Annotated in this window: 21 protein-coding genes, 2 tRNA genes and 1 pseudogene; 2 read left to right on the top strand and 22 right to left on the bottom strand. The window is 47.7% G+C overall.

What is annotated here, in order from left to right; genetic code table 11:
- Positions 1 to 975 carry a reverse transcriptase/maturase family protein gene (locus tag WC764_02805; GenBank protein MFA6006628.1) on the bottom strand — a complete coding sequence of 325 codons (975 nt, stop codon included), beginning with the start codon at positions 973 to 975 and terminating at the stop codon, positions 1 to 3.
- A 90-nt stretch (positions 976 to 1,065) separates the two neighbouring features.
- Here WC764_02805 and WC764_02800 point away from each other — a divergent pair, with 90 nt between their 5' ends.
- Positions 1,066 to 1,398, top strand: a complete 333-nt coding sequence (locus WC764_02800; protein ID MFA6006627.1) for a four helix bundle protein — start codon at positions 1,066 to 1,068, stop codon at positions 1,396 to 1,398.
- 488 nt (positions 1,399 to 1,886) lie between these two features.
- Here WC764_02800 and WC764_02795 read toward each other — a convergent pair whose 3' ends face one another.
- From WC764_02795 to WC764_02725, 15 genes and pseudogenes are all read right to left on the bottom strand, one after another.
- Positions 1,887 to 2,507 (bottom strand): hypothetical protein, encoded by a 621-nt coding sequence (locus WC764_02795; protein ID MFA6006626.1) that lies wholly within the window; start codon positions 2,505 to 2,507, stop codon positions 1,887 to 1,889.
- A gap of 370 nt (positions 2,508 to 2,877) precedes the next feature.
- Positions 2,878 to 3,279, bottom strand: a complete 402-nt coding sequence (locus WC764_02790) for a type II toxin-antitoxin system PemK/MazF family toxin (protein MFA6006625.1) — start codon at positions 3,277 to 3,279, stop codon at positions 2,878 to 2,880.
- Between the two features lie 10 nt (positions 3,280 to 3,289).
- Complete coding sequence (locus WC764_02785) at positions 3,290 to 3,943, bottom strand: DUF559 domain-containing protein (GenBank protein MFA6006624.1); 654 nt, start codon at positions 3,941 to 3,943, stop codon at positions 3,290 to 3,292.
- Between the two features lie 120 nt (positions 3,944 to 4,063).
- Positions 4,064 to 4,297 (bottom strand): annotated as a pseudogene (locus WC764_02780) (SAM-dependent methyltransferase).
- Positions 4,298 to 4,311: 14 nt separating this feature from the next.
- A complete protein-coding gene (locus WC764_02775) occupies positions 4,312 to 5,046 on the bottom strand; it encodes an RsiV family protein (protein MFA6006623.1) in 735 nt (244 codons plus the stop codon).
- Positions 5,043 to 5,738 carry a (d)CMP kinase gene (gene cmk, locus WC764_02770; GenBank protein MFA6006622.1) on the bottom strand — a complete coding sequence of 232 codons (696 nt, stop codon included), beginning with the start codon at positions 5,736 to 5,738 and terminating at the stop codon, positions 5,043 to 5,045. Before cmk ends, WC764_02775 begins: the two co-directional genes overlap by 4 nt.
- Positions 5,731 to 6,192 (bottom strand): vitamin K epoxide reductase family protein, encoded by a 462-nt coding sequence (locus tag WC764_02765; protein ID MFA6006621.1) that lies wholly within the window; start codon positions 6,190 to 6,192, stop codon positions 5,731 to 5,733. Before WC764_02765 ends, cmk begins: the two co-directional genes overlap by 8 nt.
- Positions 6,170 to 6,871, bottom strand: coding sequence for a thioredoxin domain-containing protein (locus tag WC764_02760; GenBank protein MFA6006620.1), 702 nt, complete (start codon positions 6,869 to 6,871; stop codon positions 6,170 to 6,172). Before WC764_02760 ends, WC764_02765 begins: the two co-directional genes overlap by 23 nt.
- A gap of 7 nt (positions 6,872 to 6,878) precedes the next feature.
- Positions 6,879 to 7,865 carry a tryptophan--tRNA ligase gene (gene trpS / locus WC764_02755; GenBank protein MFA6006619.1) on the bottom strand — a complete coding sequence of 329 codons (987 nt, stop codon included), beginning with the start codon at positions 7,863 to 7,865 and terminating at the stop codon, positions 6,879 to 6,881.
- 63 nt (positions 7,866 to 7,928) lie between these two features.
- On the bottom strand, positions 7,929 to 8,279 hold the full coding sequence (locus tag WC764_02750) for a hypothetical protein (protein MFA6006618.1): 351 nt from the start codon (positions 8,277 to 8,279) through the stop codon (positions 7,929 to 7,931).
- Between the two features lie 37 nt (positions 8,280 to 8,316).
- A complete protein-coding gene (locus WC764_02745; protein ID MFA6006617.1) occupies positions 8,317 to 8,601 on the bottom strand; it encodes a hypothetical protein in 285 nt (94 codons plus the stop codon).
- 9 nt (positions 8,602 to 8,610) lie between these two features.
- Complete coding sequence (locus WC764_02740) at positions 8,611 to 9,285, bottom strand: uracil-DNA glycosylase (protein ID MFA6006616.1); 675 nt, start codon at positions 9,283 to 9,285, stop codon at positions 8,611 to 8,613.
- A 40-nt stretch (positions 9,286 to 9,325) separates the two neighbouring features.
- Entirely contained in the window at positions 9,326 to 11,320 is a 1,995-nt protein-coding gene (locus tag WC764_02735) for an adenylate/guanylate cyclase domain-containing protein (protein MFA6006615.1), read from the bottom strand.
- Positions 11,321 to 11,332: 12 nt separating this feature from the next.
- On the bottom strand, positions 11,333 to 12,670 hold the full coding sequence (locus WC764_02730; protein ID MFA6006614.1) for a FecR family protein: 1,338 nt from the start codon (positions 12,668 to 12,670) through the stop codon (positions 11,333 to 11,335).
- A gap of 13 nt (positions 12,671 to 12,683) precedes the next feature.
- Positions 12,684 to 13,691: an NAD(P)/FAD-dependent oxidoreductase gene (locus WC764_02725; protein ID MFA6006613.1), complete on the bottom strand. Its 1,008-nt coding sequence runs from the start codon at positions 13,689 to 13,691 to the stop codon at positions 12,684 to 12,686.
- Between the two features lie 18 nt (positions 13,692 to 13,709).
- Between WC764_02725 and WC764_02720 the strand changes: the two genes are divergently transcribed.
- Positions 13,710 to 15,050, top strand: a complete 1,341-nt coding sequence (locus WC764_02720) for an NAD(P)/FAD-dependent oxidoreductase (protein MFA6006612.1) — start codon at positions 13,710 to 13,712, stop codon at positions 15,048 to 15,050.
- On the opposite strand, the gene WC764_02715 is transcribed toward WC764_02720, so the two are convergent.
- The 6 genes from WC764_02715 to WC764_02690 form a co-directional block, all read right to left on the bottom strand.
- A complete protein-coding gene (locus WC764_02715; protein MFA6006611.1) occupies positions 15,028 to 16,632 on the bottom strand; it encodes an NAD(P)/FAD-dependent oxidoreductase in 1,605 nt (534 codons plus the stop codon). The genes WC764_02720 and WC764_02715 overlap by 23 nt on opposite strands.
- 16 nt (positions 16,633 to 16,648) lie before the next feature.
- Positions 16,649 to 16,723: transfer RNA gene (locus WC764_02710), tRNA-His, on the bottom strand.
- Between the two features lie 460 nt (positions 16,724 to 17,183).
- A complete protein-coding gene (locus WC764_02705) occupies positions 17,184 to 17,696 on the bottom strand; it encodes an HNH endonuclease signature motif containing protein (protein MFA6006610.1) in 513 nt (170 codons plus the stop codon).
- A gap of 80 nt (positions 17,697 to 17,776) precedes the next feature.
- Entirely contained in the window at positions 17,777 to 18,367 is a 591-nt protein-coding gene (locus WC764_02700) for a cob(I)yrinic acid a,c-diamide adenosyltransferase (GenBank protein ID MFA6006609.1), read from the bottom strand.
- A 21-nt stretch (positions 18,368 to 18,388) separates the two neighbouring features.
- Entirely contained in the window at positions 18,389 to 18,685 is a 297-nt protein-coding gene (locus WC764_02695) for a hypothetical protein (protein MFA6006608.1), read from the bottom strand.
- A gap of 21 nt (positions 18,686 to 18,706) precedes the next feature.
- Positions 18,707 to 18,793, bottom strand: a tRNA-Leu gene (locus WC764_02690).
- Positions 18,794 to 18,796: the final 3 nt, after the last annotated feature.

The following is an 18,796-nucleotide window of genomic DNA, read 5'->3' as shown; positions in this document are numbered from 1 at the left end:
CTATGTGTGAGAGTATAGCATATTTCGTAATTTCTGCGTATTGCCATGTTGCAGCAACCCCAGATACGATTGTAGAGTGGCCAGATTACGCAATTTGCGCCTGATATTCCTGAACATCCTCTTTTTGGTCATTGTCCGTAGCACGCGATAATTAGGAAAGTGCACCCAGCCAAGAAAATCGACACCGGAGGCGAGCGTATTAATAGAAATCTTCTTGGGATGTAAAGAAAGTTTGAGTCGAGTTTTAAGAAAATCAGAAATTACAGGAACGAGTTGCTCAAGCCAAGCTTTGTCTTCTGAAAGAAATACGAAATCATCTGCATATCTGATATAATACTTTGCCTTGAGTTTATGTTTAACATACTGATCGAACTCGTTCATATATATGTTTACAAATAGTTGTGAAGTGAGATTACCGAGTGGAAGGCCGGGCTCAAAGCTGGAAATTACTTTCTCGAGTAACCATGCCACATTTTCGTCAGGAATATATTGAGCGAGAATATCGAACAAGATTTGGTGGTCGATGTTGGCGAAGAATTTGCGTATATCGCATTTCAATACCCAACAGGTGCGACTTTTACTCCTACTCGCTTTTATATAAAATTTTCTGAAACAGTTACAAGCCCGGTGTGTGCCCTTTTTTAGTCTGCACGAGTACGAATGCGAAATAAACGTTGTATCAAAGAATGGATACAACTTGCGATGAATCGCGTGGCAGGGCAGTCGATCACGGACGCCGGCTTTATGAATGTCGCGCTCTTTCGGCTCAAAGATTTTCGAAAGCGTATAGCCACTATGCACATGGGTAAAATTCGCAGGCTCCCAGTGGAGCAACATTATATGATCCATCAGGCGGAGCTGGAATAGTTGCACGTTAGGATTGCTCCTCTTATCAGAAACGAATTCTTGCCATGCAAGCAGTAAGTTCTCGACGCTGATGATTTCTTCATAACTTGTTGTAAGTTGTTTCCTCATATGGTAGGGTTCTCAAATTATGGAAAACCAAAACTTTAAAAGTACCCCCCCCCCCGAAACAGCCTGACGATACTCGACAGGCTGGTTACTGTGTATAAACTATGGACAGAATACCTAGACCACCTACCCAAGAAGTCAAAATACTCTCTGGGAGGGAAAATTGACGTGGTATTCCTAGAATGCATAGATTTGATCTTCACTGCAAGTTTCCAAGATAGGACGAAAAAGCTTCTGTATATTGAAAAAGCTTCTGCTCGTTTTGATCTTTTGAAGTTTCTGATGCGCATATTGTGGGAGACAAAAATACTTGATAACAAAAAGTACATTACACTATCGACACAGCTTGATGAAATAGGGAAAATGCTGGGTGGCTGGCGGAATAACTTGCTTAAAGAAACTCAATCCCCGCCAAGGCGAGGATGAGAAGTGAAGAGATTTGCGGACACCGAGGAACCGATAGTTGTCGTTCCAATCGTTGCTCCGATGGTTGAGGTTCAGGTTGCGGTTGTCGTCGTTCCAATCGTTCAGGTACGGCGAGTAGTCGTCGAACTGTGAGCCTGCCACGTTGCGCGATATGCCGTCCGATCACGGCCCCTCGAGTACTCTCGGGGTTGTAACGTCTTCGAGATCTATAATCCCGTAGCACACCGCACCAAGTATCTTCAGTTTTTAGAAAGATTAGAGCGCACACTTGTGCAAGCCGCAACCGACACAACTCCGGCAATCTAATTTTCAGAGTTCGGCCGCTCGAAGTCGTAACCGCGAGCAGATTCGCCTACTATCCGAGGTTGAGCATATCAAAGTGGTTTATAAATGCAAACCCCGCGTTCTGTGATAGAACGCGGGGTCCAGGGGTCAAGGAGACCAAGGGCAAGGAAATGCCCAGGGTCTCCGGTGACCAGTTTTCGAAGTTACTTGCGGACACCGAGGGACCGAGAGAAGCCGTACCAAGCGCCGCCCCGAAGGTGGAGGCTCAGGCTGCGGTGGCCGCCGCACCAACCGTACAGGCACGGCGAGTAGTCGCCGAACTGCGAGCCTAGAGCAACCAGCGGATAGCTCAAGAAGAGCTCGGGGTGGAACAGTGCGAAGAAAAGCAACTCCGCAATGTTTGCGGGCCGATAGCCCGCATCGTCCATCTCCTTCTCCGCGGCGTCGGTCGACATGTTCCTGTTGAAATGGAACAGGGCCATGTCGAGGTTTTGCAACCCCTTCCATGACCACTCGATTTTGAAGACGTCGGGGTTGACGTAGGTCAGCCCCAATGCCTTCTTGACCAGTTCAACGACCGCCTTAAGGCCTTTGTCGAAATCGCATTCGACCGTGGCCCGGAGGGAAATGAAGTCGCGGACGGTTTCGACGGCCACTTTGGCTGCCTCTGTCATGGGGACCAAAATCCCCGCGACGGCATCCATGATCCTCTCGAGCGTTGGCACACCTTCCGGCGTCCCGAGCTCGTAGACCATGGCCTCCGTCACTTTCCTCCTGCGGAGGCCGGTGACGATGGCGGTGAGTACGGTGAGGAGAACCCCCATCGCCGACACGATCGCTCAGACCTTGGACTCTGATTTCTTAGCCATTTCTGGCTCCTTTCTCCCGCCTCGGCGGGATGGCTCACCTCACGCGCTAGCAGTATGCCAGCGATTCAGGTTTGCCAGTATGCTGGTATTCAGCCCTCAAAATACAGCCTTCACTTCACTTGGACACGGAATGTCCAAGTGGCTATATTCTAGGGGCTGAAACCAGCTTTATGTTCGCAAGTATTTAGTTGTCAAAACTGCCATATAATTTAGCATACTTTACGGCTATCTGTCAAGTAGGAAAAGCTGGGGTGGCGGGGTATACTATCCTCATTATGCTCCAGCCATGGAGACCCGAGGAACCCCCGCAAGGGGGTTCCGTTTTTTATACCAAATCTTTAATGAGAGATCTGACCTTAGTAAAATCTTCCGCGTTAAAATAACCGACGCGCCTCAGTAATCTTTTTGAGCTTAATAGCCGAAGTTGAGAGAGATTAAGACAATACTCTTCTCCTTTTAACTTAAATCTATAGTAGAAATGGTCTATTCTAATATTACTCGAAACAGAAATTCCCCAGAATGAGTCTTTGCCGAATTTACGAAGTATCAGCACCGGGCGTTCAAAGTTTTCATTCTTACCGTTTGATTCCATACCAATATTGTGCCCGATACTTGTCCACCAGATCTCACCTTCACTGAAAATCAAGTGGCGACCAGAAATTTCAGTGAAAATCTTTACTTTGATCCACTCGAGAAACTTTTTAGCAATGTCTGCGGGAATTTTCACACTCTTTATTCTATGGCTGTTTAAGAGTAAGTAGTATCAAGAACTCTCTATTACCTCCTCCGCCGAGTATCGGTGACTCTGTTTGGCCGTTTATTTTCCAGCCCTGAGCTTCGATAGTGGCGGACACTTTCGTCACAATCTCTGCCACTTTATCGTCCTTCAAGACGCCCTTACGCAAGATCGATTGCGAAGCTTCATAATGTGGCTTGAGTAGCGCAATGACTCTCCCACTGGGTTTCAAAAACTTCTGCACTACCGGTAAGATTAGCGTAAGCTTGGTCCAGCTCGCGTCTATTGTGATGAAGTCGACAACCTCACCCCCCGTCCCCCTCTCCGAAGGAGAGGGGGGATGAATACGAGATTCAATTTCTCTGATTACATTTTGTAGATCATTTAAGACTCTATCATTGTTAAATCTGATAACAGTATAGCCAAGATTCGTAAGATATTCTGTGCGAATTTCATCAGCGGCTTTTTGATAATCGTGAATATCTCCGTCTACTTCAACTACGAGTCTCTTTGGTAAACATACGAAATCTGAAATAAATCGGCCGATGATATGTTGCCTTCGAAACCTTATCCCCGCCATCCCAGAGGGAGAGGGGGCAAGGTCTCTTAATGCTTCCCACAAAATTTTTTCCGCTTGAGTGGGATTCTTTCGCATTTCCAATGTGGCTTCTTGTAATAAATGCCATGTTTTCGGGTCCGTTTTTTGGTATCCAAATTCCCCCTCTCCTTCGGAGAGGGGTGCAGGGGTGAGGTTGGTGGAACTTGAAAGCTCTTTAAGATGTAAAATATTCGTCCGCTCCATCACGACCACGCGCGGGTCGTTGCGCAGAGTCCATGCGAACTCGCCATAGGCGGTATCGACAGCAAAGACCTTGGCCGCACCGCGTTGGAGTAAGCAGTCGACGAAGCCTCCTGTTGACGAGCCGACATCAAGAACAGTGAGGCCAGCCACATCTACCTTAAATTCATTGAGCGCATGTTCAAGCTTGAGCCCACCGCGCGAAACAAAAGTCTTCTCTTGCTTTATTTTTTGATCTTCTGAAGTTCGTTCCATGGGATAACTATTTCTGGTACGCCGTAGGCATACGCGACCACCTGATATTCGTTGAAGATTATGTGTAGGCCATCTGCTTCTGCGAGCCAGGCTTCATAGTTCTCTGCCTTCGGCTCCGTCCCAGTTGCAAGCCATTCTGGATCTGTCGGTACTTGGTCCGCTTCGAATTTTTTCTCTAGGGCTCTCTTGCTATATTTCGCAATCACGGCCAGATAGTCCACGTTCTGTGCGAACAAATCCGCAAGACTCAAGATCTTCTGCATTGATATGTCATAATTACGCGTCACCGTGATATGGTTCGGATGCGCCGCACCGGCATTGTACTCTTCTATTACTATCTTCACCGGTAACACTCCTGTCGTACCGGTAGCCACCTCATACCCAATAACAAGAGAGCTCCCTTGAGTTAATCCTTCCGCTTCGAGATTATTATCTTTGATGTATTGCGCGTAGTCTTTAGCATTCTCGTGAAATTGTAAACTGGTCGTCGCAATGAGTTCGTGGATGTCGGCGTTTATAAATTGAAATTTCTGGCTGTCCGAAAGAAACGAGGGGTACTCTAGATCTAGCGAATATTTCTCTGCGACATTCTCTTCGCCTATCTTACTCGTAACGACAGTATAATCCGGCTGCGAAGATTGCTTGCCAAACCAAATAAGCGCGGCAAAAATAATAAGAATAATGAGACCTAATAATTTTTTCATAAATTTAGTGATGCTCGAACTTGGCGCTCTAATAAATTGACAACCTCTTCGGCGTTTATTTTATCGGTATTAACTTCAATGGCGCCTTCGGGCTTGCGCAAGTGACGCTCTAAGTCCCGTGCGTCGCGGACCGCAATCTGGCGCTTGAGCTCATCCATGGTAAGTTGCGGCTCTCCGCGCGCATTACGCTCCTTCATCTGCCTGTCTGCTTGCACATCAAGCGAGGCGGTCAGGTAAAATTTAACATCGGCGTCTGGGAACACTACTGTCCCCGTATCACGCCCTTCGACGACCAATGAATTCTTCTCGGCTTCACGGCGCTGGATTATCACCGCCTCCTCGCGCACCTTCATGTATTGCGCGACCGGCGAGACTCGTATCTCCACTTCATGAGATTTCAGGAGCGGCGTAACATCCTCGTCGTTCAAATACATATGCGCCGCACCGCCGTCGGCTCTTTTGAAATCGAACTGCGTATCACGCATAAGTTTTACCAGTTCCGATTCTATCTCGTGGTCTTTTAAATCCTCCCTATCGAAAAGCTTCGCCCGCAAGCCGAGCAGGGTCGCGGCGCGATAAATATATCCGGAGTTCACATAGAGCCAACCCAATCGTTCAGCCAGCATCCCGGCCGAGGTGCTCTTCCCCGTCCCCGCCGCCCCGTCGATAGTGACGATGTATTTTTTAGGCATTAGATGAAAAACTTTTTATGTGTCTATTATGTTCGCGCCACATGTAGTGGGCGAAGATGAATAGCGCAGTCGAGATAGTTGCCGAAGTTAGACAGTAGATGCAGTAGGCGCGGATGACGAACACTTGGAGCGAGGTGAAGTAGATTGCCGCGGCGAGGCCGATCCACGACAGCTGGGCAACATGCCTGAAGAGGTGGTGTCTGCTTGTGCTCATTATATGGATACAAAACACCATGAGCGCCAGATAGTAGAACGCACCATAGAGCGCGACGTAGATGCCGAAGAGTGTGGAGTAGGAACTGGTCGTCACCGTGTCACATCCGGTCGTCAGCACGCACGGCGGTATCACGCCCATGTAATGCTCGATAGTCAAATAGGTTGCGTCAACGAAGCCGGCAATCGCCAGACCCAAGAGGAGTCCAATAATAAGTTTATGATTTCGGGAGAGCGGCATCGATTAATTTTTTAAACTCGTCAAAACCATTCGGGTTAGGCTCTAGTTGTTTGCCGTTCAGGAAGAAGGTCGGAGTCGCCGGAATGTCGAGCGTACGGCCGTCGGCGATTGCGGTATCGATCTTGTCTTTGATTTCTTTCGAGACTATATCTGCTTTGAATTTATCAATGTCCAGTCCTAGCTTTTGCGCGTATGAAAGTAGTTTCGGCATGAGGACCGCTTCCATTGCTGGAGTTAATTCTTCTGGGTCGCCGAGCAAAACCTTCGTATCTATTCCCCATTCTGTTTGCTTCTCGAAGAGCATATCATGCATCTCGAAGAATTTGCCTTGCTTACCAGCCGCCTCGGCCGCGTAAGCACCGTACTTAGCATCCAAGTGTTGCGGCAACGGAAAGTGGCGATAAACGAAGCGAGTGGATGTGGCGTACTCTGCCTTCAACTTCTGAACGACCGGATAATAAGCTCCGCAAGCCGGACATTGGAAGTCACTATATTCTACGAGCGTAAGGGGTAAGGTGCTGGCGCCCTCTTGCCAGTCGGCTTCTGTCACCGGTGGTGCGACAATATTCCCACCCGGCTTGGGCGCCGGCGTATTCCCGACGAACCACATAATACCGAGAACGATTACGACAACACCCAGAGTGACTCCGCCCCACAGCGTATAGTTCTTATCTTCCATAAAATAATTAATTAAATTTCATTACTTGTAATACTTCTTGCATTGTGCGCTCGGCGCTCGCCCTTGCGGCCTTCGCACCTTCTTCGACAATATGTGCAACTTGTTCATTTGTTATGCGCGCCCGCTTGGTCTGGAATTCTGTAACAAACTCGACGAGCGCATCGCTCAAAGCTTTCTTAAAGTCGCCCATAATCTGCTTACCTGCCAAATGATCGGCAACGAATTGCTCTGTCTCGACACCGAATTCGCATGCCACCGTGAGCAAACTCTCGAAGCTCGGGGTCATTACGCCCTCCGTCGCCGTCTCGGCGCGCGAAATCTTTTTCTTGATCTCTTCGGCACTATCGGTCAGGAAGAGTGCGCCCTCGGGATGCGACTTGCTCATCTTGCCGTCACCCTTCAATGCCATTATGCGCAACAACTTCATACTGTGCGGCTGCGGCATGGGAAATATCTTGCCGAACTCGTTATTAAACTTCTCGCCGAACTCGCGCATCTTCTCGAGGTGAGAAATCTGGTCCTCTCCAATCGGCACGAGTGTCCCTTTGTGTATGAGCACGTCGGCCGCCATCAGAATCGGATAAAATCCGAGTAAAGCATTCGCCTGCCCCGCCTCTTGATTGACTTTCAATTTATCTTTAAGCGTTGGCACGCGCATCAGGTCATTGAATGTTGTGTATCGTGCAAGCAAAAGCGTAAGATAAGAAAGTTCGCCGGCAATTGCAGACTGTATATATAGAGATACGCGCTTGGGGTTCAAACCAAGGGCAAGATAATCCTTCACCACTTCGTGGCGATATTGTTTGATGGTGTCGGGCGAGCTATCGGTCAGGCCGTGGATATCGGCTACAAACATAAAAACCTCGGCTCCTGGATTGGCCGCAATAGCTTCAATCATTGGCTTAACAGCGCCAAGGTAGTTGCCAATATGCAAATTGGCCGATGGGCGCAAGCCGGTGACTAGAACTTGTTTCTTTTCCGCTTTATTTTCCATTCCCCCATTCTAGCCGTTTTTGACACTTTTGCAAACAGGGTTATTGTTCAACTTGGGTCTCGGCTATTTCTTGAAGGCTTTTTTGGTCCGTGACGCAACGGTTTTTTGTATGGCACTCCAATGTTTTTTCATATCTTTGGCAAGCAAGTGCAGTTCATCGGTATCGACATTCTTGAGCTTCGCGTATTTTGCGCTGGCAACATCGACAACCTGCTCGTACGCATCTTTGCTTATCTCCTGTAGATTTTCGAGCTCATCCAACACATCAGCCTTAAGACGAAGCGCCCAGCTCTTTACTTTACGCTTTTGCGTCTTGTCAAACTTGCTGTAGAGATAGTACGACCCTGCCACCGCGGCAAGAATCGCTGTCGCCACTACCGCCCCGGTTTCTACTTTACTTTTTGTATTTGCCATACTTTTTAGTTAGTTTTTAGTTGATAGTTCTTAGTTTTTAGAAATCGTCCCGTTTCTTTTTCGAAGACTTGAATCTCCAGAGTTTGCGTAGAAATATAAATATAGACGACCACTTGAATCCTTGGGTTGCGACTTTGGTGCGTAGTTCGGCAATATCTTCAGAAATAAGCTCGCTCTCGCGGTGAACAACGCGCATAATATGATGAAGCTCTTTCATGATATATGCGACGTAAATCAGAATTACCAGAAAAATCAGTGATAGCGCTACCACAGCGACACCGGTGATAATAAAGAATATGTCTGATCGTGCAAGAGATGTCATATAAGTATCTTACCACTCAATGGGCGGTTGTCCATGCCTTACTAAATAGGCGTTTGTTTTACTGAATGGCTTGGAGCCGAAGAATCCCGCGTACGCGGCGAAGGGCGATGGGTGTGCCGACTCGATAACCAGATGTTTGGCAACATCTACGACGCTTCCCTTTTCCCTTGCATATCTGCCCCATAATATAAAGACGAGGTGCTCGCGCTTTTGTGACAGTGTCCGCATAACCGCGTCGGTAAATTCCTCCCAGCCCTTATGCTGATGACTGCCAGCCTGATGCGCCCGCACGGTGAGTGTTGCGTTTAATAGTAAAACTCCCTGCCCTGCCCAATGTTCCAGATTACCCGACTTGGAAGAAGAGCGTCCAAGCGTCTTACCGAGGTCGGCTTCAAGCTCTTTATATATGTTTTGTAATGACGGCGGCGCGCCGATACCTTCTGGCACCGAGAACGAAAGCCCGTGCGCTTGACCGGGGCCGTGGTACGGATCCTGCCCGAGTATCACCACTCTTACTTTATCAAAAGGCGTAAGCTCAAAAGCACGAAAGATAAACTTTGCGGGTGGATAGACTTTGCCGTTTTTATATTCCGCCCGCACAAAACCAGTAAGAGTTTTGAAATACTCTTTCCCAAATTCATCTTGCAAAGCAGACTTCCAGCTCTTTTCTATCTTAACCTCCATGAGTTATATGGTAACGAGAACATGGGCGATGTTTTGTTTTTTACTTGGTCTTAAGTTCATACACCCCTTCCCAATTCTCCGGCGGATGCTCGAGGAAATATTCTGCGCGGTCTAAGTACAAATGCGTGGCTTTATCATTATATTCTGCGAGGATTTTTTTACAAGACTCAATACAACCATCCCAAGAGCCGGCGTAATATTGCTCACGAGCTCTGTTGAAGTCTTCTAAAACTTTCCGTACACTTGGCGCAAGCGCACGATCAACAACTTGGAATACTGTCACCGGCAGCTTTTTACCTTTCACCTTAATTCTATCCAGTTCTCGCACAAGAATTCCAGCCTGTTCGAGTTTCTCCGGTTGCGCTGATTTAAATGTCGCTTCGGAAATGAGAATGTGAATACCGTACGTCTTGGTCTGCCCTTCTAGCCGCGATGCAAGATTTACCGTGTCACCCATCACCGTATAATCGAAGCGCTGGGTAGAGCCCATATTGCCGGCCGTAACCTTGCCGGAGTTCAATCCTATACCGATATCAATCTCGAGCTCGCCGCGCGCTTTTGATTCTAGATTAAATTGCGCGAGCGCCTCGGTCATTGCAAGCGCGGTCTCAACAGCAACGAACGCGTGTTCGGGATTGTCCAAGGGTGCACCCCAGAAACCCATAATGGCATCACCGATATATTTGTCTATGACTCCGCGCCGTTCGAGCACGATATCGGTCATTACTGTTAGGTATTTATTCAAGAACTGCGTGAGCTGGGTCGGCGTCATTGTTTCTGAAAGGGTTGTGAAGCCGCGCACGTCCGAGAAGAAGATAGTCGCATCTTTCTCGTCTCCGCCGAGCTTTACTTTTTCCGGATTCGCAAGCAAGTCTTCGAGCACATCTTTAGACACATACTTGGAGAATGTCGAGCGGAGCTGACGCTTCTCTTTGTCGGCTATGAAATATCGATAGCAAAAGATTCCGGCCGTCGAGACAATCCATGCGAGATGCAGATGAATAAAGTTAATCGCAACGCCAGAATCGAAAGCGATAATAATTAGTACCGTATATATAACGCCGAGAATGATGTTGTATACGAGCGCCCTAGTTGAACTTTTTGAGATTAAGAAAACCAGCGCGCCTATTAGCGCTGTTAGAAATATCAAGAAAATCATCGGGAATGTTGCGAGTGCAGTCAACGAGTAGCCCTGAAGAAACATGTTCGCAATCTGTGCCTGGATTTCTACCCCGCTCATCTGCGAGCCACGATCGGCAGGAGTAGGTTTCTCGTCGTGGAGGTCTGAAGCGGTCGCACCGATGAAGACCATTTTACCCTCAAGCAACTTAAGTGTAGCTACGTCTTTGTTTAATACTTTCCCTGCGGGAACATTCTGTATTGTACCGTTCGGGCCGGCATACACAATCCGGTCAATTATTGGGCGAGACAAAATTGGGATATTCAGTCCTGAAAGTGTCGCGGTACGCGAAGCAAAGGATTCATACTGGACTCCGACATCGAATTGGATTGTCCGCGGTAATCGGCGAATTTTATTATCTCTGTCAGCGACAAGGTTAACTTGCCCGAGCTCAACGCGATCTAAACCTTTCCCGAAAAATTTAGAAAGTGGTAAGAGCGGCTTATCCCCATGAGGCGGATTCGTGAGATACAGTGGATTTGCTTCAGCAGGAAGTACGAGATGTGTCTTTAAGCCAGCAAGAGCCTTGCGCAAAACCGCATCGTCGGCAACACCAAGCCGGGAGGGCTCACGCGGTATAACATCCAGGCCGACAGAAAGCGGGCGAGCATTATCGACAGTAGTGACGAGTTCCGCAAGCTTTGCCCTCGGCCACGGCCACTGCCCTATTGTAGCGACAGAAGCATCATCTATCGCAACGATGATTATTTTATCACTGGCTGGCTTTTGTGAGACAAGAATATCTTCGAAGAAATTCTCGAGTCCGGCAAATGTACCGGCGAGGTAAGATATTGCGAGAAGCAACGCGACACCGAGCGCTATGTATATTTCTTTGCTCCGCAGGCGTTGGTTCATTATTATGATTACCTAAATCGCAGGACCTCCGGCATCTGTCGGTGCAAACTTCACCTTAAAGATCGGGCTTTTACCGAGGAAACCTTCTCCCGATTTATTATCGGTCCAAGTCGCGATGATAGAGCCGGAACCCTCGCCCAGCTCTTGTGAATTCGCATCAAGCTGTGTCGCCAAAATTCCTGGCTTTACGATATTACCGATAGGTCCGATAACCTTCCACATTGTCTCGGCGGTAACATCGCGCGTCGTGCCATCGCTCAACATCAATACAGCGGTAAACTGTACACGATCCCCTTCATTAATATTTGTCAGATCGCTTTTTGTATTTACATCAAGTTGTTTCGGTGTCGCTGTCGAAACAATCGGCTTCGTACCGATAACCGTTTGTTCGGTAGCTTTTGGTACCTGTTTTACTGCCTCCGGTTTTAGTATCGCAGGTTCAACTGTCGGTTTAGCGTCTGCTTGCGGTTCTGCTTTTTCTTCTTGCTTTATCGGTTCGATAACTATCTGATATTCTTCGCGCACTTTTGTTTCAAGCTTCACGCGCAGAGCGTCGCCGGTTAAACCTTCTTGCTTCAACTCCGCAACTTGCGTGTCTAATTGCGCGTCGCGCGTGCCGTTATCCTTGACCCACACGTCGGCGAGCAAACTTGCTGGAGCCGATACCACTTTAAGCGTCGATGTACCTTGCTTTTCTACGGTGCGAGCAATCGTATCAGTAATATCTATTTGCTTGCCAACCTCGACGAGTGCCGTGGCAACTTTCGTGCGTTCTTTGGTGTCGGGGTTAATGGTCGCGACGGTAACAGCATTCTCGGCAGTGTAGACCTTCGATTGCTTTTTTGCATCAGCAGAAACGCTGAAGGCAGTACCGCGGACCGTCGCAACGGCGTTCGATGTCTGCACTTCCCACACAGATTCCGGCGTCGCCAGGTCGATAACCTTAGACCAGATTCGACCGATAGCAAGAGTAAATTGCGCACGCAGACTGTGAGATTCTTTTTGATAGCTTGCTTCCGTCAGCGTAAGAATAGTTCCCGCGTCAAGACGAGCTTGCGACCCGTCGGGAAAGTGGAGTACCGCGCCACCTTTCTTCGCCACCTCGATGCGCACCGGAGGCGTGAGCAGGTCGCCGGTCTTCGCTTGTACCACCAAGACATTTGTCGTCGGGTTAAAGAGAGAAACAGTCGTGCTGGCTTTTACCTCTATCCATGGCGTTGTTAAAACCGGAAGAGAGTCTACCGCGCCAACATTGGCAACCGGACTAGTAGAAGACTTAGAGCCAGACATCGCCAGCCATATCCCGCCAAGAACAAATACGATAACCAAAAAACCGATGAGTTTCTTCATATATTATTGTTTATTATGCTGATTTCGCAGTATAGGCCATGTACCGGATAATGTCTATAGACTGATTGGCCGAACCGATTATTGAATCGTTGCCGGTTAGTGCCCCGGATACAAAAATTCCAGAGCGGGAGGTCTCTAGTTTGTCAGACAGTTTTGGTAAGCCATCCTGGTCGAGCGCTATCGACATCGAGGCAAGCCAGTCGGATGGCTTCTCGAATCCAATGGTTATGTAAATTTTGTCGAACACTTTCTTCTCAATTTTGTCTTCTAATTTTAGTGTCGCTTCTTGATTATTGAATTCTGTGACGCTCGAGTTATAAAAAACTTTTATCGTCCCTTTCCCGGCTTCATTCTCAAGCTCAACCCTGTTGCGTTCGGTCACGGTCTCCGCGACGTGTGGCTTGCGCACCAGGAGCGTCACCTCATTATCGAGCGAGAGTTCGAGCGCGGCTTCGACGGCCGAGTTGCCGCCGCCTATTACTAAAATTTTCTTGTCTGTAATAAAGGAGTTGTAATCAAATTCGTGCGCAACGCTGGTATTACCCTCTTCGCCCGGCACGCCTAGCTTGCACGGCTTGCTGAACATGCCGGTGGCGAGAATTAACTTCGGCGCTTGGATGGCGCCTTTGTCTGTAATAAAATTGTAAACCGTGTCCGAGGCGAGACCTCCGCCTTTGCCGGAGGTCTCGCCTCTTGCGTCCTCGATCGTTTTAAACACGGTGTGCGGTGCATACGGCACCGTGTCTGCCTGCAGGCGCCAGAGGCGCACCAGCTCACTGCCTTGCTTGCGGTCTGGGAAATCTAGCAGACCTTTTGGTGCCTCTACGTTCTGCCCGTAAGCGTGGTAGAACTTTTTATTGCTCATTGTGTGGGCGATAATAAAGCCCGCCTCTTCACGGTCGATGAGCAGTGCGTTCATGCCGGCCTTCTTGGCCTGTAAAGCCGCTTCAATCCCAGCAGGCCCGGCGCCCACAATAAGCAGATCATAAATTTTATCCTGCACTTGGTCTAAATTTACCATTACGCTATACTACCACACATGCAAAGTCCAAAGAAGATTGCGGTCGTTGGCGCCGGTATCGCGGGGCTGGTGGCAGCTTATGAACTCCAAAAGGCTGGCCATAATGTCACAGTCTTTGAAAGTTCCTCGGTTGTTGGAGGGCGTATTCAGACAGAGATTATTAATGGCTTTATTTTTGACTCCGGTGCGGACTTTTTTGTCAATCGGTACGATCTGCTCCACGCGTATGCCACCGAGCTTGGTATCGCATGGGTAGCCACACAGAAGAACAGCAAGCATCGCATTATCCGCGAAGGAATCCCCTATTATATAGATCTATCGGGCCCGTTCGATTTGCTTTTCAATTTCAAGCTTTTATCGCTCGGAGCTCGGCTGCGATTTTTACTATGGGGTTTGCATCTTAAACTGATTCGTTCGCCTCTTAATTTTTTTCATTTGTCTGAAGTGGGCTTGGAGCTCCAGAGTATCTCCGCTTCAGCATATCTCCGCGAAAAAATTTCACCCGAAGTCGCAGATTATGTGGCTGATCCATTTACAGGAATTATGCAGTTCCACAGAGTAGACGAAATCAGCGCAGCTGCATTGTTCTCGCTTATGAAGATGATGACCGAAAGTGGCGGCTTCCACACCACCTATACCGACGGGGGCATTGCGTCAATACCGAAAGCTATTGCAAGTAAACTAAAGGTACTGACCAACACAGAAATTGCTTCCGTCTCTCCGAAAGATTCTGGTGTTGAGATTATTCGCGACAATACTTCAGAACTTTTTGACATAGTTATCGTGGCGACGACCGGCAATGTGGCAAAAAATATCATAAAAAACGTACCCGCTTCCGTAGTTGCAATGTTTGAAAATTTAACTTACGCCGAGACGATGGTCGTTACCTTTGATATTCCCGTAAATCTTTTCCCCGACGGCACGCACTTGACTTACGTCCCTTTCGTCGAGAACGAGATGATATCCGGCTACGATAATCAAATCAGGAAAAGTGCGAAACTCGAGAATAACGGCCGCTCGATATTGAATGTATACCTGCACGAGACCGCAGCAGAACAATCAAACGGTAAACCGGATAACGAAGTGTACGAGTCGGTCTTAGCCGAACTACAAAAAGTCTGTCCGGAGGTTCGTGCTCACATTTCGGACATCAAACCCTTGGCGCTCAAATATTGGCCTCAAGCAATGCCTAAGTTTCGCCACGATTATCTGCCACGCGTCGTGAAGTTCGAAGAAGAAGGCCAGGGGGTGAACAATATCTACCTAGCCGGCGATTACATGAACAGTCCATGGACCGAGGGCGCCGCACGGTCGGGAAAGCGAGTCGCAGAAATGATTAGGAAACGCTTTTCTGTTTAGCCTTAAGATAAGCCGCCTCGGCAAGCTCGTCGTCGCTAGGAGCTTTGCTTGGGTCAAAAACTTTTTCCCCGGTCAGTTTTTCGTACAATAATATGCCGTTGCCGGTCGTACCATGCATACCGGCATACCCGGCGCTAGCGTTACAGAAGTAGAAGTTCTTAAACGGCGTTTCCATTGTCACACGGTGTAGACCAATCTGATTCGGGAGCATATCTGCACCATAAGCATTCCCCCTCGGAGCCGAGACCCAGTATTCATTTGTGCTCGGAGTGCCGACTACTTTTACGTCGATATGATTGCGTAAATCGGGAATATAGCGCTTTTCTACAATATCAAGCATGCGTTCAGCGATTTCGAGTTTGCGAGCCTCATATTCTTTATAGTTTTCAGCTTTTAGCTTTGCCAGATCACCATACTCGACATATGTTGCAACCTCCATTATCTGATTACCTGGCGGGCAGGTGCCTGACTCTTGCGTATGCAGAGTAGGGGTCGATATGAAAATCCACGGCTTTTCAAAATTATTCTGACCCTGATCTTGCCACATTTTATTCATATCGAAGTTCTCGCAATGCCAAATATTGTGCCTTCCGAAACCATACTTTTTTAGATCAATATCTTTAAGACCCAGATAGATCATTACTCCCGATGGTGAATAAACATAATCTAATTTTTTCTTGAATTTATCTCCGAACTTCTCCAAACCGATCATTTCGGCCACACGCTTTGGGTCCATATTACAGATTATTGTCTTCGCGTTAAAAGTCCTGCCGTCTTTCGTTTTTACCGAAGTCACTTTGTCGCCGGATGTTTCTATCGCCGCAACCTCGGCTTTATAAATGATTCGAGAACCGCGATGACTTTCTATAAATTCAGCGATTCTGTCTATATAGTATTTATAATGTTTGGTCGGATAATATGCCCCGTCGTTATATCCGGCCATAAGCCCTTGATACGCAAGAATGGCGAGCTTGTTCGGCGGCGCCATGAAGTCACCGGCATTAGCCGCGAGCACCGTCTGCGCTTCTATCGAGAGCCCGCATTCGTCGAAAACGTCTTGTAGTGTTTTGTTGCGATATCTAATAAGCGTTCGGTATTGCCTCGCACGGGTAATATATTCCCACCATTTAATATTGCGTTCTGGGAATTGTGCTAACTCTTTTCTTATCCGACTAATAATTCCGGTAAAAGCACGGACGCGGTCGCCTTGACCGGGATAAGCTTTTTCTATATTTATCGCCAAGCGCTCCCAACCATACGGCATGCCTACTTTTTTGCCGTCCGGCATCGCCATAATGTCATAGGCATCGGGGTCATAAAGCTCGAAGGTGATATCTTTATCCAAGCCTATCTTCCTCAAGAAGGTACCAATACGCCCCTCCGGACTACAACCCCAGATATAGTGCACCTGCCCGCAGAAGAAATATTTGCCCCAAGCGAAAGACTGCGCGTATCCGCCGGGTATATCGTGAGCCTCAAGCATAAGCACTCGCGCACCGCTATTGGCAAGCAAAGCGGCGGCGGTCAAAGCTGAATTCCCCGTACCAATAAAAAGATAATCAAATCGCGGTTGGTCTTCCATAGATTTAAATTTTATTTGGGGTGCCTCCCGAGAATCGAACTCGAATTTGACCCTCCACAGGGGTCTGTGTTAACCGTTACACCAGAGGCACCATAAGCTTGCTCTTATACTTAGGCCTGTTATGAACCAAGTGATGGCAATTATGACACAAACGAGCCAAATTTGAAAGCTCATTGTTTCGGTGATTTTCATCAACATGATGAGTTACCAGAATGCGAATATCAGTGATTTTACATAACAAGCATATCCGGGGAACTTTATTGCGATCAAGAATTGACTGGTACGAATTAAGCCCGTCCTTCCAATTACTATGTTTGTTGCCGACATACTGCCGATTACGCCATTTTGTCTGGCAGGATTTGTTACAGAAAAACTTTCCGCTTTTTGAGCGAATAATTTTGGAGCGCACAACGAAAACCGGTTTTTTGCACGTCTCGCATTCTTTCTTCACCTTTTCAATTGTGTCCGAGTAATGACACGTTCGCGAACAGTATATGCCCCAGCCACGCTTAACGTGTCCGGGTTTAGCATAAAATAATGTATTGCATATTTTACAGTGGCGTGGCATTTGTGGGCGTAAGTAATTTTGTAAATCTTATTTTTTCTCTCGGGTAACAATGCACCAAATGATGGCAGTTATGGCAGAGCCATTGGAGATTGCTTAACTTGTTGTTCTTTCGATTTTGATCAACATGGTGGACGGCCATGACATCAGGGTTTTCTGTCTGGCAGAGAATACAAATCTTCTTTTTGGTGTGACGCTCGAGAATGTGACGATATGATTTTTCACCATTTTTCCAATTGGGATGATTTTCTTCTTGGTGTTCTGACGCAATCCAAGCTAGACTGCAGGTTTTACTGCAAAATAATTTGCCGCTTTTCGTACCGTGCAGTTCCTTCAGTGATTTGTATACTACTTTTTCACACCATGAGCATTTGACGTTTTTACCCTTGCGCATACCTAAGCGCTGGCATGGTTCTGAACAATACTTCCTGCCATAACGAATCCAAGAAGGTTTTGTTTGAAACTCCTTTTTACAATGACTGCATAGCATCCATACCATCACTTAATTATAACGGTTTTTACAGCGTCGGTATATACCCGTGTTCGACTTTATCCACAAAGAATAGTGCTAACACCACCCTACTCATAGGTCGGAGTTTTTTCTTGCGTTCCTCTTTTTGCGGCCTCGTGTCGAGCGAGGACGTATAAGAGACTCGATAGACGATTCAAGTAGGCCAGAGTAAATTCGCGCGCCCTCCCCTGCACTGCTCCCATAAGTTGCGTATCTTTGGCATATGCAACCACTCGCCTTTCGACGCGCCTCGCTATCGTGCGAGTTATATCAAGTATCGCGCCAAGCTCGGATGCGCCGGGTAAAACAAAACTGGTGATTTCCGGCAAGCGTTTAGAAATGTCAGCAATATCTTCTTCGAGCTTCGCTAGATGTTTCTCGTTCAAATGCACGTCGGCTCCGCCAAACTCGCCCTGGATGATAAACAGATTTTGCTGAACTTCTTCTAATATTTTTGATTTTGTCACCGAGGAGAGTCCTCCAGAGGGAGGTCTCTCCTCGGTGACCAACTTCGCACGACAGAGGCCGACCCACGAGCCAAGTTCATCCACCGCGCCGAGACACTCAACGCGCATTGATGATTTGGGGTGGCGCTCGGCAGTACCGAAGAACCCTGTATCGCCCTTGTCTCCCTTGCCGGTGTAGAATTTGTTAGGCATGAACTTTGCTCCGTCGCAATCTTACCGTCTTACGTATACCATGATCAGCATAAATATAATAACAAATTTCGCAATATACCCGCCAGAGGGGTCTAGCATCATTCTGGTAAATGGCGTGTCTATTCTAAAGACCAGATGTGTAATAAGCGCGATCGGCAAAGTGAGCCACAGCCACTGTTCTCTGTTTATACTTATGCCAACGAGAGCAAAAAGTTTAGATAGATATGGTGCTAGGAAATATACAGCAACGTAAGAAAGAGCGAAATCAAAAATCGCAAAAGGTCCAACACGGTACGAACGCAAAAATTCTATAGTCATAGATTTTATTAGAAATTATTCTGGTACCCGGGACAGGACTTGAACCTGCACGCCCTTGCGGGCACAACCACCTCAAGGTTGCGAGTCTGCCAGTTCCTCCACCCGGGCATA

Source organism: Candidatus Paceibacterota bacterium, assembly GCA_041660505.1.
Classification (GTDB): Bacteria; Patescibacteriota; Minisyncoccia; order Phycocordibacterales; family JACRKE01; genus JBAZWG01.
This window is presented reverse-complemented; position numbering and strand designations above follow the sequence as displayed.

What these genes read in the sequence shown, in the direction of transcription:
- WC764_02695 (MFA6006608.1), bottom strand. Translation starts at nt 18,685, where the DNA reads ATGACTATAGAATTTTTGCGTTCGTACCGTGTTGGACCTTTTGCGATT.
- WC764_02775 (MFA6006623.1), bottom strand. Translation starts at nt 5,046, where the DNA reads ATGAAAAAATTATTAGGTCTCATTATTCTTATTATTTTTGCCGCGCTT.
- WC764_02730 (MFA6006614.1), bottom strand. Translation starts at nt 12,670, where the DNA reads ATGAAGAAACTCATCGGTTTTTTGGTTATCGTATTTGTTCTTGGCGGG.
- WC764_02785 (MFA6006624.1), bottom strand. Translation starts at nt 3,943, where the DNA reads ATGCGAAAGAATCCCACTCAAGCGGAAAAAATTTTGTGGGAAGCATTA.
- WC764_02750 (MFA6006618.1), bottom strand. Translation starts at nt 8,279, where the DNA reads ATGGCAAATACAAAAAGTAAAGTAGAAACCGGGGCGGTAGTGGCGACA.
- WC764_02760 (MFA6006620.1), bottom strand. Translation starts at nt 6,871, where the DNA reads ATGGAAGATAAGAACTATACGCTGTGGGGCGGAGTCACTCTGGGTGTT.
- WC764_02795 (MFA6006626.1), bottom strand. Translation starts at nt 2,507, where the DNA reads ATGGGGGTTCTCCTCACCGTACTCACCGCCATCGTCACCGGCCTCCGC.
- WC764_02745 (MFA6006617.1), bottom strand. Translation starts at nt 8,601, where the DNA reads ATGACATCTCTTGCACGATCAGACATATTCTTTATTATCACCGGTGTC.
- trpS (MFA6006619.1), bottom strand. Translation starts at nt 7,865, where the DNA reads ATGGAAAATAAAGCGGAAAAGAAACAAGTTCTAGTCACCGGCTTGCGC.
- WC764_02705 (MFA6006610.1), bottom strand. Translation starts at nt 17,696, where the DNA reads ATGGTATGGATGCTATGCAGTCATTGTAAAAAGGAGTTTCAAACAAAA.
- WC764_02735 (MFA6006615.1), bottom strand. Translation starts at nt 11,320, where the DNA reads ATGAACCAACGCCTGCGGAGCAAAGAAATATACATAGCGCTCGGTGTC.
- WC764_02720 (MFA6006612.1), top strand. Translation starts at nt 13,710, where the DNA reads ATGCAAAGTCCAAAGAAGATTGCGGTCGTTGGCGCCGGTATCGCGGGG.
- WC764_02740 (MFA6006616.1), bottom strand. Translation starts at nt 9,285, where the DNA reads ATGGAGGTTAAGATAGAAAAGAGCTGGAAGTCTGCTTTGCAAGATGAA.
- WC764_02700 (MFA6006609.1), bottom strand. Translation starts at nt 18,367, where the DNA reads ATGCCTAACAAATTCTACACCGGCAAGGGAGACAAGGGCGATACAGGG.
- WC764_02715 (MFA6006611.1), bottom strand. Translation starts at nt 16,632, where the DNA reads ATGGAAGACCAACCGCGATTTGATTATCTTTTTATTGGTACGGGGAAT.
- WC764_02765 (MFA6006621.1), bottom strand. Translation starts at nt 6,192, where the DNA reads ATGCCGCTCTCCCGAAATCATAAACTTATTATTGGACTCCTCTTGGGT.
- cmk (MFA6006622.1), bottom strand. Translation starts at nt 5,738, where the DNA reads ATGCCTAAAAAATACATCGTCACTATCGACGGGGCGGCGGGGACGGGG.
- WC764_02805 (MFA6006628.1), bottom strand. Translation starts at nt 975, where the DNA reads ATGAGGAAACAACTTACAACAAGTTATGAAGAAATCATCAGCGTCGAG.
- WC764_02725 (MFA6006613.1), bottom strand. Translation starts at nt 13,691, where the DNA reads ATGGTAAATTTAGACCAAGTGCAGGATAAAATTTATGATCTGCTTATT.